The organism is Acinetobacter terrae (assembly GCF_013004375.1).
Lineage (GTDB): Bacteria > Pseudomonadota > Gammaproteobacteria > Pseudomonadales > Moraxellaceae > Acinetobacter > Acinetobacter terrae.
The window spans coordinates 20,539-34,202 of record NZ_JABERI010000033.1; the positions used below are offsets into that span (position 1 = coordinate 20,539).

Below are 13,664 nucleotides of genomic sequence, written 5' to 3' on the forward strand. Positions count from 1 at the left end.
CCTAACCTTGACCGACTAAAAGTGTTCTAGTGAATGAATACAGCTGTTCGGTACAAGGGGTATTTAGTGAATAACGCATCCAGCGTCCATCCTTTCTCCCCTTGACTAGACCAAGCTTAGTCAGGCACTTCATGTGATGTGACAGCGTAGATTGCGTAATAGATAAATTTTTCAACAGCTCACAGGCACAGCATTCACCTGAATGCAGTGTTTGTAAAATTTTTATCCGCGTTTCATCCGTTAAAGCTTTATATAGATGACAGGCCTGAAGATTGTTCAATCTACACATTCCTTGATTGACTCTAATGTAACCAGTATGTAAATTGTATTGATTACTGTCAATGTGATATGGAAAATAAAAAAGCCCATTTTTCAGGGCTTTCACAATAAAATTATGTTTTTATTTTAAATGCTTACCATTTCCATCAATAATGACTTTTCCATCTTTTTTAATAAAAGTACCTTACTGTGGCAAAGGAAGAATATCTAAAACCACATCTGATGGACAATACAAAATATAGGGTTTCTGCAGGGGCTGCTAAATAACAAATATCTAAGAAACATGATATTTTTGGTTCATCTCACAATGTTCAGCATAATCGATGGATTCTAGCTGTACAGTCACATGGTTGAGATCAAAATGATGATGTAAAGATTCACAAATTACTGTCAACAAGGCATCCGCACTTTGTAATTTTTCATCATAAACCACATGCACTGTTAATGCGTTCTCCAGGGTACTCATACCCCAGATATGTAAATCATGCAGAGTTACCACGCTCGGGATGTTCAAGAGACTGTTTCTCACCTCCAATAGATTATTCTGATCTGGCACACCATCAAAGAGCAAACGTAAAGATTGTCGGGATAAAGAAAAAGTTCCCAAGATAATGATAATGGCAATGATGAGGCCCACCACGACACCAATTGCCGCCACCACCATAACGGTAACTGCCGCTACAGGGCCGGGAGACTGAATCCGCTGGATAGATTCCCAGGCCAGAGAAAACATAGCCAGTAGAATCAGCATGGCATTGCCAAAACTGGCTAAAATGGAAGCTTTTTGCCAACCATAAGTATGACGACGATTGGCGTGAATACGCGCTACGCTATAAGCTGCCCATGCCAGCAGTAATCCACCGACATCAGTTAAGTTGTGACCTGCATCAGCCAACAATGCCATTGAATCTGTTTGCCAACCATAGAAATCTTCAATTAAAACAAATGCAAAATTCAGGATGATGCCAATCGAAAATGCAGTACCATAATTCGCTGTTTCATGTTGATGAGTGGGTTCTAACACAAAATGTAAGCCCAAAATAGAAATGTCCGCTTTTAGAATATACACTTTTGCGATTATCGAAGCGGACGGTTGGATATGTTGGTGTCTACAAAATCGGTAGCTATTCATTATGGATTTAAAGACAGTATACCGCATAGAAAAGCCCACACTCAGTGAACTTTTTCATCATAAGCAATGAACTGAAAATATTTTAAATTAAGCCTTTAACAAGGAAAAAACAGCCTACAATCACCAACAATACTGCAAAACATTTTTTCAGCATTTGCGGTGATAGCGCATGCGCTGCTTTTGCACCAAACTTTGCTGTAAAGAAACTCATGAGGCTAATGCCTAAGAATGCATAAGTATGTACATAGCCAATACTATTGGGAACAGCAGTGTGCGCTTTCATACCAAAAATCATAAATCCCCAAGCACCTGCAATGGCAATCGGTAAACCACAAGCAGCAGATGTTCCGACAGCTTTTTGCATGACGACACCATAACGGTTGAGGTAAGGGACTGTTAAGCTTCCTCCACCAATACCAAAAATTGCTGAAGCCACACCAATCACAGAACCTGCAGCAACCTGTTTACCTGTTGAAGGAAGTATTCTGCTTGAGTCTACTGCCTTTTTAGCACCAGTAAACATGGTATATGCTACCCAAATCAAGAATAAACCAACAATGAGTTGAAGATGTATTCCTGAAAGCCATCCTGCAATGGCTGCTCCGGCAAAACAGCCGATCGCCATCGGTGGCGCCAGGTTTTTAAATACTGGCCACATCACCGCGCCATTTTTATGGTGTGCCATCAATGAGCTAATTGATGTCACCACAATCGTCGCGAGTGAAGTCCCTAACGCTAAATGCATAATGACATCAGGACTGTAATCCATTTGGGTAAAGACGATAAACAAGAGTGGGACGATAATGGTTCCACCACCGACACCGAAGAGACCTGCTGCAAATCCAGCAAGTGCCCCGATGATTAAAAAAATAATAAGTTCCACGATATACTGACTTTTAAAGAGTGGAGTATTGAAGCAATGAGTAATTAAGCGAGTTCGAGTTGACCGATTTGGTGATAAGCACGGTTAAAATAAACCAAGCTTTCTTCTTGCTGACTTTGCTTAATCGCTACGACACGGCATAAGAACATGCTGTGTGTGCCGACGTTTTGAATTTCTTCAATCTGACAATCAAAACTCACCAGAGCATCTTCTAACACAGGTGATCCTGTTTCGAGTGTGGTCCAATCACCGAGTTTGAAGCGATCTTCAGAATTAAATTTGCTTGAGGCAAATACATTTGAGATCTGTTCATGCTGTGTGCTGAGTACATTCACAGACAGAACTTTATTTTCAATAAAATGTGCATGTGAGCGAGATGATTGATTCATGCAAACCAGTAATGTCGGCGGTGTATCGGTCACACTACATACGGCTGATGCGGTGAAACCATGCATCCCTGCTGTACCTTGTGTTGTGATTACATTCACAGCAGTCGTTAACAAGGACATTGCATTTCTAAAGTCGGTTGCTTCAATCATCTCTTCTATCTCAAATATGTATATGGCTTGTCTCTTACTCAAGTCAGGGAAATGGATGATTTGGATATATCATCCACCCTGCACTTATTGAGACAGCTTAGAATTAAGCAGTCAGTTCTTGACGAACAATGGCAGCACCTGCGCTTAATGCTTCAAGTTTGCCGCGAGCGACTTGACGAGATAAAGGTGTCATACCACAGTTGGTTGAAGGATAAAGTTTGTCTGCATCGACGAACTGAAGCGCCTTACGTAAAGTATTTGCTACTTCTTCAGGGGTTTCGATTTGGTTGGTCGCAACATCAATCGCCCCAACCATGACTTTTTTGCCACGAATCAGTTCAATCAAATCCATCGGTACACATGAGTTTTGACACTCCAAAGACACGATATCGATCTTAGACTTTTGTAGTTTTGGGAAGGCTTCTTCGTATTGACGCCATTCATTACCTAAAGTCTTTTTCCAATCGGTATTGGCTTTAATGCCATAGCCATAGCAGATGTGTACTGCAGTTTCGCATTTCAAACCTTCAAGCGCACGCTCTAAAGTCGCCACGCCCCAATCATTCACTTCATCAAAGAACACATTGAACGCAGGTTCATCAAACTGAATGATATCCACTCCTGCCGCCTCTAACTCAAGCGCTTCTTGGTTCAGAATTTTGGCAAATTCCCACGCCAATTTTTCACGGCTCTTATAATGACCATCATAAAGCGTGTCAATCATAGTCATAGGACCAGGTAACGCCCATTTGATCGGTTGATTGGTTTGGCTACGTAAGAATTTCGCATCCTCTACGAATACAGATTGTTTACGAGAAACTTCACCCACCACTGATGGCACGCTGGCATCATAACGGTTACGGATACGCATGGTTTCACGCTTTTCAAAGTCCACACCTTCAAGATGCTCGATGAATGTAGTCACGAAGTGCTGACGGGTTTGTTCACCATCACTTACGATATCGATCCCTGCTTGACGTTGCTCATGTAGAGACAACTTTAAGGCATCACGTTTCGCTTCAAGCAACTCTTTGCCTTCAAGTTTCCAAGCTGACCAAAGTTTTTCAGGTTCAGCGAGCCAAGAAGGTTTCGGTAAGCTGCCAGCAGTTGAGGTTGGGAGTAAAATCGCCATGTTTAATCTTCTTTATAAAATTTCGTGAATCTATCTGGTGTATTAGGCAGCTTGATTTTGCTGAACATTGGCTACAGTGAAGTTAGCAGCCCATTCATCAAGGATGTCTTTATATGGTTTTATGAAGTTTTCTTCTGTCCATTTGCCTTGTTTCACAGCCAATTCACCACGTTCAACACGGTCATAGACAATACGAGTTAATGAATAATCCCCATAGCTCAAGCTTGGCTGATACACCACACCTGCAGGTGAATTCGTATTATAAATTTCAGGACGATAGATTCTTTGGAAGCTTTCCATGGTGCTGATCGCGCTGATCAATTCGAAATCAGTGTAATCACGTAATAAGTCACCTGCACAGTAGAATGCTAAAGGTGCATTGCCATTTTCAGGCTTAAAGTAACGAACGCTTAAGCCCATTTTTGCGAAGTATTCATCGGTACGTGAATAGTCTTCATTGGTGTATTCCACACCTAATATCGGGTGAACATTGGCAGTGCGGTAATAAGTTTTAGTCGTTGAAACACTTAAACAAATCACAGGTTGTTTGTTAAATTCAGCTTTAAAGACCTCTGAATTTACAAGATGTTGATACAACTTGCCGTGTAGATCACCAAAATCTTCAGGCTTTTCATTGAACTTGCAACCAAGTGATGGCAATACCACACTAAAGTCATAATCACGCACATAAGATGAAAAGCTGTTGCCAATCATGCCTTCAATACGTTCATTGGTATGGGTATGATGATCGATAATGGTACTTTTTAAGGTTTCAATGAAGGGGAAAGCTTGACCATTGCCTTCGATATCAATTTCTGCAGAGATGATATCGATTTCAAGTGAATAACGATCACCTTTTGGATTGTCGACCGTTGCCAAGCTATTAAAACGGTTATTGATCATTGCTAAAGTGCGACGAAGATTTTCTTGGCGGCTTTCACCACGTGCCAAATTAGCAAAGTTAGTCGTCAAACGTGTATTGTTAGCTGGCTCGTAGTTCTCATCAAAACGAATGCGCTTAATTGAACATTGAAATGCTGTACTCATGGAGATGTGCCCTAAATTTTTTAAATAAAAGCTAAATTTCTGTATGAGCCAATTAAAGCCTGAATTTAAACATGAGTAAAACGATATAAATTCAATAAAAGATGAGTAAAATTCACTTTCAAGCTGGTTTTTATAAATAAATCGCTTTTTATTGACTACAAAAAAAGGATCTTACCAATAATAAAATTATATCTTAAAAAACAAGTTTTTAAGTTAATTTCATGAACCGTATTTTGAGTATTCTAGCCATTATGGCGGTAATCAATACTGCTGTAATTGCTGCAGATACACCTTTCAAATTTATTCACTATGGCAACTTCAAGCATATGATGCATACAGGTGATGATCGAGGAACCGTCAAACTCTCAGCGTTGCCACAGTAAGAATCTACTTGGGGAATAGGGGCACTTGCAGGACGTAAGGGTGAGATTATTCAAATTGATGGCAAAATCGTTGTAACTTCAGGCAGCGATTTAACAGGAAAAATCTTGCCTCATGATACAAATGAACAGGCCTTTCTCTTTGCAAGTGGTCAAGTGACAAAATGGCAGGACATTTCTGTGCCATCAGATATGAATCAATCCCAATTAGAAGCGTTCCTCCTAGAAGAAGCAAAACGTTTAGGACTATCAACTGAGCAGCCTTTTGTATTCCGTTTACAAGGACATTATCCTGAATTACATTGGCATGTTGTGACAGGCAAAAAACCTCATCCAATAACTGAACAAACAGGCAGTCATACCACTAGCGCAAAAAATATCCTATAGAAAAACATATTTTCAATAGTCCAGATGCCCGAGGACAATTGATTGGTATATACAGTGGTCCTCAATTAGAAAGTGTGGTGACTCACCCAAATGAGTATTTTCATGCGCATTATATTAATAATCAGGCCAATATTTCTGGTCATGTAGAAGCTTATTCAGTTGCAAAAGGCACTATTCTGATGTTGCCTGTTGAATAACTGATGATGCAGTCCCGAATATTACGAATCACTTGACGATGCCATTCATGGGTATAAAATAGCGGGCCTATAAGGAGATGGTATTCCTCCTTCTACAAACCGCCATTCTGGCTGATAAAATACTATCTTCACCTTCAATACTTTGCACCGCAGACTTTTGAATCCGTAGGGCTGATTTTGCAGTAGCTTCCGAAATCAACACCCTCACCAACACATTAGGACGCAACTCAGCCGCTTGCACATCGAGTTTTGCACGCACCGCCAAACGCTCTGTTTGTACATCTGCCTGAGAGATTAAGCTTTGTACAATGGCTTTATAGGTTTGTTCTGAATCATTCACTTTAAAGTCAATTTTTGTCCGGCTTGCAATTGACCTGAGAATTGATTCGGCAAATTAAACTCAAGCCATAAATCTTTCAGCTGTTCAATGACAAAGAGTTGATCAGCCAATTGTACATTTTCACCAACCACAATATCTTTTTGACTGATCACCCCGGAGATCGGCGCTCGAATCAAAAAGCGTCCATTATTATTTCCGCTCGCACCTAATGCGTTTAAACGTGCTTGTGAAGACTGAACAGTGATCTGTGCTTGACGATAGGCACTTTCTGCACGCTGGTAATCCTGCTTGGCAGAAATTCCCTGTGACCAGAGTTGCTGTTCGCGCTGGTAGTCTTGACGGGTCAAATCCAGATTCGCCTGCGCCATGCAGCCCACCTCAATGACCTGGCCTGATCTAAAGCATGCTTTATAACCACTGTAATCATCACAGACCAAATGGCCCTGCCAGCCCTTCAGGAACTCTTCAGCATGCTGGCCAGAACGGCTATCCTGAAAGTCATAGATCACCGCCTGAACTGGATTGTACTGTGTAGTAGCATAGGCCCAGACATAACCTTTCTTCGGTTTTTTCTCATCATCACCAAGCTGCATGGTGGTGACCGGCGTTTCATCTGCATGGATCACCCGCTGCTGCTGCACCACCTGTTTTAAGGCATCCGCCAAGGGTTCAAGTTCCACCCCACAGCGACCAATCCAGTCAGATAATGTGGATCTGGACAGATCAATTCCCGCGCGTAGAAAGATCTGGCGCTGACGGTACAACGGTAAATGATTGGCATATTTAGACACCAACACATGGCTCAGCAATTCTGCACTGGCAATGCCTTTATCAATCACATAAGCAGGCATCGCTTGCTGAGTCAGGGTGTCTCACACTGGTCACAGACCCATTTGCCACGCACATGCTGTTCCTTATAGAACTGTGCCGGTCTGAAGTTCAGTTTCTCACTGATATCTTCACCGATACGATGTAACTGGCAGCCACAACTGCATTGCGTTGATGCAGGTTCATGCTCAATACGGATGGTTTGCAGATGATCTGGCAGCGGTCGACGTTTAGGTTTATTTGCTGTGGCTTTCTGCGCTATTGTATTCGTTTTATCCGCATTCAGCCGTTCCAACTCTAAATCAACTGCTGCGATATCTTCTTCGACCGCTTCGTCCCACAAATGGATTTGTTTGGCAGTTAAGTGTTCATTCTTTTGGGCAAATTTATGCCGTTTAAACAAAGCCAGTTCATGCTCGTATTTTTGAGTGAGAATGGAAAGATGTTGAACTTTGGCATCCAATTGCTGATTTAATTGTGCCAGAGACTGATGCTGCATCGTCAACTGTCTGGTGAATTCCAACAGTTGTTCATGGGTCAGTTGGCTTAAATTAGACAGCATATTCATGACTGCAGTATGCTTGAGGTCATGAAGGAGAGAAAATAGAACGTTTGGAAAATAGCAGAATGCACTAGTCTGGTTTAGAGCATAGTGACAACCTGCTGTCGTCCAATGCGCTGCCAGGGCAAACCCTGGATCAGTGCCTGTAACTGTTCCGGGCTGAGGGCTACGCTTTCACCCTGGTGAACCTGCGCCCAGTGAAATTTGCCTTGTTCCAGCCGTCGGGCACACAGCCAGATGCCCAGTCCATCATGCACCAGTACTTTCATACGATGGCCACGTTTATTACAGAACAGGTAGGCACAATGGGTTTGATTGAAGCAAATGCTTTCATGATCTGCGCCATGGTTGTATCCATCCCTGCACGCATATCCATGGGCTGGGTAGAGAGCCAGATTTCATCAATACGGATCTGTTGCCAGTGCCTTGAGTAATTCTGCCAAGGCAGGCATTTCTGATGCCTGCCATTTTAACTGGATCGCGTTATTGGCATGAGGCACAGTGATGTGCAATGTGATCATCACATCAATAGGTTGACTGATCACAGCTGTATAAGGCAAAGCAATAAATGCTGGCTTAACATGAGCAGGATCCTGCACGACACCCTCATTATAATGAAAGTTCCTGATCCAACGACTGACGAGGTTGGTATTAAGAGCATGCTTCAGTGCGACCGAGGTATTAGGATCTTTGCAGGCATTTACAACGCTGAGTTTGAATTCTTTGCTGTATGTTCTGCGTTTTTTAGCAACGGGAGGTGCTACAGAATATATATCCATGCTCATGGACTAAGTCCCCACTTGTTTTTAAGTGGGAACCAAATTAAGGCTTATAGGATAGCTTGGTAAGATGAGTTCGCCGGATACTTACTCTTAAACTCATCAAGCAACATACCTATAGGTTATGTCGAAAATAGCTGCTTTACTGTATGCCCTTATGCCTATAAAAATGATATCAATGTTGTTAACGTTCATAAAATCAACTTGTGCCATTAATCCTTCTCCATTTCTTTAAAGCTGGATGTATGATTAGACCTAGTTTATGAATTGCTTAATTCTAGTATGAAGAATACATTTCCTGACCACAATCAAATTAGCGTGGTTTCTACTTTTTCAGAACTTGTAAATTCGAATTTTCAACGAGAGATGAATGCCATTTGCTGGTCTAGACATTTGGTGGGTGATTTTAAAGAGATTGTGGCTAAACTTGATTTAAAAGAAAACATTACAGAAGTTTCTATTGAAGATCTTCTGGTGCTACAGCTTTCAAAGAAAGGGCATCTAGCCAGAGAAATGATCTTAAAAGATATGCAGCTGTTAACTGATTTCGGCGCATCACCTTCTCTTAATTTGCTGAAAAGCTATGAACAGGATGAATATCTAGATTTCATTTCAACAGATGTATATTCGTACCATGTTGATCGTGCCCCCATCGAAACGGATACTTTTTTATGTACATATCATGGTGCTGCGAGTGAAATCTTGCCCAATGACCAGGTTGAGCAAAAAATCTTGATTCCAGAAATCAGAGAGCAGCTTAAAAAATTACATGACGGGCCTGAAGCTGAGTTCGAAATGTTTCTCGAAGAATATTTCTTTGATCTACACTATCAGCCTAAACCGGATGCAAAACCTGTGAATTTAGGTTTAGGGCATCTTTGGCGACTTGCAGTCGATCATCCAACACAACAGGTTTTACCTTGTGTGCATAGAGCTCCTGCTGAAAAAGATGGTGAGTATAGACTGCTATTGATCTGTTAAATTTTTATTCAATATATAGTGGATGAACTTGGTTCCTATAAAATTTGAGTGCTGCATCTGCCCATTTCTTAAATGCTCTAAAGAAATTGTACAGATCAGCCATAGCGTAACTGATGTGCAATTTCTTCAATAGCAATATTTCGCTTTTCCCAATAAATATTTTGCTTTCGCTCGCTTTACTTCTGCAACTGGTATATTAAATGAAGACTAAAATTTTGGTGGCTATTGAAATGTTCTAAATGTTTCGGTAAATGCCTATTTGAACGATGTACTAAAAGACTACCAACGCAGAAAATGAGCCAGATTGAAAAGTTGCTGCCACACTAGTAACGTCCAATGAGGGCTTTTTTATTCTGCTAAAACAAAAACAGGTGTTTTTATATAAAATTTATTCACACACAAAACTTCGGATTTTTGGCTTAGTAATTGTCTAGATCGAAATAAAGATAACTTAGAAAAATTAAGGTGTGTAAGTATCTATTTTAGTAGGTGTTAATAAAAAACTCATTAAGTCTCGACCCACTACTAATGGACCTTGATAATTTACCTTAGTCCGTTGGATTAACACCTCATCAGGAATACCAATAATTCTAGACGAAACTCCATTTACAATGTGACTATATACTGCCATTTTAGGTTTAGTTTGATTAAAAATTTCACCTGCCTCTCGAGGATTAGTGTGATGAGCATACACTTGTGGCACGGCATGAGTATCTTGAAACTCTGCTACTTCATGTATCAATAAATCAACACCTTTGCCATATTTAAGCACATTAGCAGTGGGGATTGTATCACCACTTATCACTACTGCACGTCCAGCATAATCCACTCTATAACCTAGGGCAGGTTGAATAGCACCATGATGGTCATGTTCAACTTTAAAGGCAGTGACGACTACGCCATTTAGATTAAAAACAACGCCGCCTTCAGCAGAAAATTCATGAGCAACAATATTAGTGGTATCTTTTTTTAGCTCACCATCTGCTACTCTAACTCGAATATCGTCTGCATGGGCTATCTTCAACCCTTCTACTAAAGCAAGGACGCCAGTTGGTCCATGTACATTAAAATCACCTTGACGACCTCCAAAAGCAGGTATATAACCTGTCATCCACATATCACTAAGACCATTTACATGGTCGGAATGATAATGGGTTAAAAAAACACCACCCACCTTTCCTAGCGGTATACCTGCTTGGGTTAAACGAATGACTGCTCCTCGCCCTGCATCAAAAACAAGATTATATCCTCCAGCTTGTACCAATGTAGACATACCAAAACGTTGTTCACTAGGTACAGGACTACCTGTTCCCAATAAAGTTACACGCATTTCATCTTTATTTGGAGAAATACGGGCAGGATGGGTGCTCGCAAGGTGCAAGTATTCATTATTACTCGTTACTGCTTTGCTCCTACCTTGTGAAACAAATGTATGCGTATGAATACAGGCAGTTAATAGTAAAGGTAGAATAAGAGCAGAAGCTGCTGTTACTATTGGTTTTTTATTCATAACTTATCCTTGTTTAGCTCTTAAATATAGAGACTGAAATCTTGTATCATTAATTGTATGACTTACTCAGAAATGGATTGTCACCTCTCTCCTAGACATGAGGTAACCTCATTTTGAAGCTGCATCAAATGCTTCTGGGCTCATTCCATCGAGATGAGAATGACGCCTGATTCGATTGTAAAAGGTAATCCTCCCATAAATAACTGAAGTTAAAAGTAGAGGTTAAGCAGCCATTAGAGGTGGCCTTCCTTTGTTTGCTTGGTGTGGTCTTTCATGGTTGTAATGCCACAGCCAGTTTGTTGCATAATCTTGTACTTCATCCAAAGTATCAAATAAATGTTTGCTCAGCCAACTATAACGTATGGTCCGATTATAGCGTTCAATATACGCATTCTGCTGTGGTTTACCTGGTTGAATATATTCAGTTGCCCAGCGTACAAATTCGTGACTGATAAACTCCGGGCCATTGTCACACCGAATAACTAACGGTTTTTCTCGCCATTCCAATAACTGATTCAATGTGCGAACAACCCTGATCGTGGGTAATGAGAATCCTGCTTCAATAGCCAAACCTTCTCGACGGTAATCATCAATTACATTCAATAGCCGGTACTTACGACCATCAGAAAGCTGGTCATGCATAAAATCCAGTGACCAGACCTGATTTGCCCGGATCGGCTCTTTCAGTGGTTCTGGTGCATGCCGTTTTAGTCTTCTTCTCGGTTTAATGCGCAGATTCAGTGCTAACTCACAGTAAATGCGATAAACACGCTTATGATTCCAAACATGGTTTTCAACATGACGTAGATAAGAGAAACACAGACCAAAACCCCAATCTGTATTTTCTTCAGTGAGCTCAATGAGCTGTTCTGCAATTAATGCATTGTCATCGTTTAACTTGGACTGATAACGGTAGCAAGTTTCACTGATACTAAATGCTCGGCAAGCCAAACGAATGCTAATGGCGTAGTGGGCAACTGCCTGTTGTGCCATCTTACGTCGGCAAGATGGCCTCACCACTTTTTTTCCATCGCTTCCTGAATGATCTCTGCCTTTAAGCGTTCCTCAGCATACATCTTTTTAAGTCTGGTATTTTCTGCTTCCAGTTCTTTGAGTTTTGCCATTAATGATGTATCCATACCGCCATATTTGGCACGCCATTTATAGAAGGTCGCATTACTCATACCGTGTTCACGACAAAGGGCGGCTACAGGTGTGCCAGACTCCGCCTGTTTCAAAATGGACATGATCTGACTGTCAGTAAATTTAGATGTTTTCATGCAGAATCTCCTGCCTATACTTTAAGAGAAAATTCTACTTTTAGGTCCTATTATTTTTAGGGGGGATTACCCATGAGCAGCTAAATCACTCAAAGCCAGCATCTAAAACCATTTAACAAAATCTATGACTATTTTACTTTCCCTCACCTAATCGTCCTAGTGTATATCTTTTTTTTTGATTAGCTTATTCCTAAATCAAGTGACTTTAGGTAAGTATGATGAACGATATCCAATTTTCAGATTGCACGAAGGCATGTATGAGCTGTTCCCTTGCCTGTACCAGTTGTGCAAATGCCTGTCTAAAAGAAGAAAATCTGGAGATGATGCGGGAATGTATTCAGCGTTGTCTAGATTGTGCAGATATTTGTCAGCTCTGTGCTCGTATGCAGCAAAAAGAATCTCCTTTTGTGAAAGAAATTTGTGAGCTTTGTGCCAAGGCTTGTGAATACTGTGCAGATGAATGTAGCCAACATGAGCATCAACACTGCCAGCAATGTGCTGATGCTTGCCGTGAATGTGCCGCCGAATGTTGAAAAATGGTTGTCTGATAAATAAAAGAATTAGTTGAGTTTAGGATTTACTCAATGAATAGCCAACGTGTTGTTAGTGGGTCAAACCACTAACAACTCGCAAAAAATGGCTGAATTTGTGGACGTTGTTTCTGCGATTCGATCCAAAGAGAGTACTTTGATTGAACGCGCATGAGTAAATCAGCACTAATACCTAAAGCATCGTGCAAACGTAAGGCTACATCGGCTGTTACGGGTGCTTTGCCATTAATAATTCGAGAAAGTAATGGACGTGTTACTTGGATACGTTCAGCAAGTTCAGTAATCGTAATCGCTTGCCCTTCTTCTTTTAAGCCATCTAGCCATTCTGATACTAACTCACCTGCATGAGCTGGATTATTCATCATCATATTCACCTCAATGGTAGTCCTGATAGTCTACGATATAAGCATTACCATCTTTAAAAACAAAGGTCATTCGCCAGTTTGCATTGACTGTAATTGCCCAATGATCTTTTAACTTTCCTTTCAATGGATGAAGCTTCCATCCAGGGAAATTCATCTCATCAATGCTTTGTGCTTCATTCAGAGCGGTTAATTGTCGCTTTAACTTGGTTGAATGAGCTGACTGAATACCTACTGTAGAACTGGTTTTAAAAAACTTTTCCAGCCCTTTATGATTAAAATCTACAATCACAAAAAATTATCCATTGTATAGTTTTACTATACAATAAATCGTTCAGTAAAACTATACACAAATATTAAATCAAAAACTTTATAAAAATATAGATAATAAAAAACCCCAACATCCTAATCTGCACCCCGAAAGTTGGACACTCTTAGTCTAATTTGAAGGGTGCTTTTTAATGGCTAAATATTCTCAAGAATTTAAATTAAAAG

19 protein-coding genes and 1 pseudogene are annotated in these 13,664 nt (G+C 40.7%); 5 read left to right on the top strand and 15 right to left on the bottom strand.

Annotation, left to right across the window (positions count from 1 at the left end; translation table 11 throughout):
* Window position 1 precedes the first annotated feature (1 nt).
* The 6 genes from HLH14_RS12900 to HLH14_RS12925 all read right to left on the bottom strand — a co-directional run bounded on the left by HLH14_RS12900 (window position 2) and on the right by HLH14_RS12925 (window position 5,012).
* Window positions 2–280, bottom strand: coding sequence for an ArsR/SmtB family transcription factor (locus tag HLH14_RS12900; protein ID WP_081406233.1), 279 nt, complete (start codon window positions 278–280; stop codon window positions 2–4).
* Window positions 281–553: 273 nt separating this feature from the next.
* A complete protein-coding gene (locus HLH14_RS12905) occupies window positions 554–1,303 on the bottom strand; it encodes a cation diffusion facilitator family transporter (RefSeq protein ID WP_228256486.1) in 750 nt (249 codons plus the stop codon).
* Between the two features lie 190 nt (window positions 1,304–1,493).
* Window positions 1,494–2,294 carry a sulfite exporter TauE/SafE family protein gene (locus tag HLH14_RS12910; protein ID WP_126036510.1) on the bottom strand — a complete coding sequence of 267 codons (801 nt, stop codon included), beginning with the start codon at window positions 2,292–2,294 and terminating at the stop codon, window positions 1,494–1,496.
* Between the two features lie 44 nt (window positions 2,295–2,338).
* A complete protein-coding gene (locus HLH14_RS12915; protein ID WP_126036512.1) occupies window positions 2,339–2,833 on the bottom strand; it encodes a flavin reductase in 495 nt (164 codons plus the stop codon).
* Window positions 2,834–2,936: 103 nt separating this feature from the next.
* Window positions 2,937–3,965: a methionine synthase gene (locus HLH14_RS12920; RefSeq protein WP_126036513.1), complete on the bottom strand. Its 1,029-nt coding sequence runs from the start codon at window positions 3,963–3,965 to the stop codon at window positions 2,937–2,939.
* A 42-nt stretch (window positions 3,966–4,007) separates the two neighbouring features.
* Window positions 4,008–5,012, bottom strand: a complete 1,005-nt coding sequence (locus tag HLH14_RS12925) for a putative oxygenase MesX (protein ID WP_126036515.1) — start codon at window positions 5,010–5,012, stop codon at window positions 4,008–4,010.
* Window positions 5,013–5,233: 221 nt separating this feature from the next.
* Between HLH14_RS12925 and HLH14_RS12930 the strand changes: the two genes are divergently transcribed.
* The 3 genes from HLH14_RS12930 to HLH14_RS12940 are packed head-to-tail and all read left to right on the top strand — an operon-like array spanning window position 5,234 to window position 5,976.
* Window positions 5,234–5,395, top strand: coding sequence for a hypothetical protein (locus HLH14_RS12930; protein ID WP_164836578.1), 162 nt, complete (start codon window positions 5,234–5,236; stop codon window positions 5,393–5,395).
* A gap of 15 nt (window positions 5,396–5,410) precedes the next feature.
* Window positions 5,411–5,779 carry a hypothetical protein gene (locus HLH14_RS12935; RefSeq protein WP_126036516.1) on the top strand — a complete coding sequence of 123 codons (369 nt, stop codon included), beginning with the start codon at window positions 5,411–5,413 and terminating at the stop codon, window positions 5,777–5,779.
* A gap of 8 nt (window positions 5,780–5,787) precedes the next feature.
* Entirely contained in the window at window positions 5,788–5,976 is a 189-nt protein-coding gene (locus HLH14_RS12940) for an acetolactate decarboxylase (protein ID WP_228256502.1), read from the top strand.
* A 67-nt stretch (window positions 5,977–6,043) separates the two neighbouring features.
* On the opposite strand, the gene HLH14_RS16025 is transcribed toward HLH14_RS12940, so the two are convergent.
* The 5 genes and pseudogenes from HLH14_RS16025 to HLH14_RS12960 all read right to left on the bottom strand — a co-directional run bounded on the left by HLH14_RS16025 (window position 6,044) and on the right by HLH14_RS12960 (window position 8,491).
* Window positions 6,044–6,316, bottom strand: a complete 273-nt coding sequence (locus HLH14_RS16025) for an efflux RND transporter periplasmic adaptor subunit (RefSeq protein ID WP_126036519.1) — start codon at window positions 6,314–6,316, stop codon at window positions 6,044–6,046.
* Window positions 6,313–6,615, bottom strand: coding sequence for an efflux RND transporter periplasmic adaptor subunit (locus HLH14_RS16030; RefSeq protein WP_265936950.1), 303 nt, complete (start codon window positions 6,613–6,615; stop codon window positions 6,313–6,315). Before HLH14_RS16030 ends, HLH14_RS16025 begins: the two co-directional genes overlap by 4 nt.
* Window positions 6,616–7,712, bottom strand: a pseudogene (tnpC, locus tag HLH14_RS12950) (IS66 family transposase); the annotation flags it as partial.
* A gap of 74 nt (window positions 7,713–7,786) precedes the next feature.
* Window positions 7,787–8,101: an IS66 family insertion sequence element accessory protein TnpB gene (gene tnpB / locus HLH14_RS16325; RefSeq protein ID WP_266096750.1), complete on the bottom strand. Its 315-nt coding sequence runs from the start codon at window positions 8,099–8,101 to the stop codon at window positions 7,787–7,789.
* Between the two features lie 6 nt (window positions 8,102–8,107).
* Complete coding sequence (locus HLH14_RS12960) at window positions 8,108–8,491, bottom strand: transposase (protein WP_126036521.1); 384 nt, start codon at window positions 8,489–8,491, stop codon at window positions 8,108–8,110.
* Between the two features lie 276 nt (window positions 8,492–8,767).
* Here HLH14_RS12960 and HLH14_RS12965 point away from each other — a divergent pair, with 276 nt between their 5' ends.
* On the top strand, window positions 8,768–9,466 hold the full coding sequence (locus HLH14_RS12965; RefSeq protein ID WP_126036523.1) for a DUF1826 domain-containing protein: 699 nt from the start codon (window positions 8,768–8,770) through the stop codon (window positions 9,464–9,466).
* A gap of 460 nt (window positions 9,467–9,926) precedes the next feature.
* Here HLH14_RS12965 and HLH14_RS12970 read toward each other — a convergent pair whose 3' ends face one another.
* A complete protein-coding gene (locus tag HLH14_RS12970) occupies window positions 9,927–10,976 on the bottom strand; it encodes an MBL fold metallo-hydrolase (RefSeq protein ID WP_126036525.1) in 1,050 nt (349 codons plus the stop codon).
* Window positions 10,977–11,198: 222 nt separating this feature from the next.
* Window positions 11,199–12,256 (bottom strand): IS3 family transposase gene (locus tag HLH14_RS12975; protein WP_171533210.1). Its coding sequence is split into 2 segments (ribosomal slippage): window positions 11,199–12,004 and window positions 12,004–12,256, totalling 1,059 coding nucleotides; the frame shifts between segments, so codons are not numbered across the junction.
* Window positions 12,257–12,474: 218 nt separating this feature from the next.
* On the opposite strand from HLH14_RS12975, the gene HLH14_RS12980 reads away from it, so the two are divergent.
* Entirely contained in the window at window positions 12,475–12,789 is a 315-nt protein-coding gene (locus HLH14_RS12980) for a four-helix bundle copper-binding protein (protein WP_126036529.1), read from the top strand.
* 86 nt (window positions 12,790–12,875) lie between these two features.
* Here the strand turns inward: HLH14_RS12980 and HLH14_RS12985 are convergent, their stop codons facing one another.
* Together HLH14_RS12985 and HLH14_RS12990 are read right to left on the bottom strand one after the other, a co-directional pair.
* Window positions 12,876–13,172 carry a HigA family addiction module antitoxin gene (locus HLH14_RS12985; protein ID WP_213072661.1) on the bottom strand — a complete coding sequence of 99 codons (297 nt, stop codon included), beginning with the start codon at window positions 13,170–13,172 and terminating at the stop codon, window positions 12,876–12,878.
* 10 nt (window positions 13,173–13,182) lie between these two features.
* On the bottom strand, window positions 13,183–13,461 hold the full coding sequence (locus HLH14_RS12990; protein ID WP_111861416.1) for a type II toxin-antitoxin system RelE/ParE family toxin: 279 nt from the start codon (window positions 13,459–13,461) through the stop codon (window positions 13,183–13,185).
* Between the last annotated feature and the right edge of the window lie 203 nt (window positions 13,462–13,664).

Excerpts from the sequence above, each read along its gene's own strand:
- HLH14_RS12915 (WP_126036512.1), bottom strand. The coding sequence starts at position 2,833 with ATGATTGAAGCAACCGACTTTAGAAATGCAATGTCCTTGTTAACGACT.
- HLH14_RS12920 (WP_126036513.1), bottom strand. The coding sequence starts at position 3,965 with ATGGCGATTTTACTCCCAACCTCAACTGCTGGCAGCTTACCGAAACCT.
- HLH14_RS12925 (WP_126036515.1), bottom strand. The coding sequence starts at position 5,012 with ATGAGTACAGCATTTCAATGTTCAATTAAGCGCATTCGTTTTGATGAG.
- HLH14_RS12930 (WP_164836578.1), top strand. The coding sequence starts at position 5,234 with ATGAACCGTATTTTGAGTATTCTAGCCATTATGGCGGTAATCAATACT.
- HLH14_RS12960 (WP_126036521.1), bottom strand. The coding sequence starts at position 8,491 with ATGAGCATGGATATATATTCTGTAGCACCTCCCGTTGCTAAAAAACGC.
- HLH14_RS12965 (WP_126036523.1), top strand. The coding sequence starts at position 8,768 with ATGAAGAATACATTTCCTGACCACAATCAAATTAGCGTGGTTTCTACT.
- HLH14_RS12970 (WP_126036525.1), bottom strand. The coding sequence starts at position 10,976 with ATGAATAAAAAACCAATAGTAACAGCAGCTTCTGCTCTTATTCTACCT.
- HLH14_RS12980 (WP_126036529.1), top strand. The coding sequence starts at position 12,475 with ATGAACGATATCCAATTTTCAGATTGCACGAAGGCATGTATGAGCTGT.
- HLH14_RS12985 (WP_213072661.1), bottom strand. The coding sequence starts at position 13,172 with ATGATGAATAATCCAGCTCATGCAGGTGAGTTAGTATCAGAATGGCTA.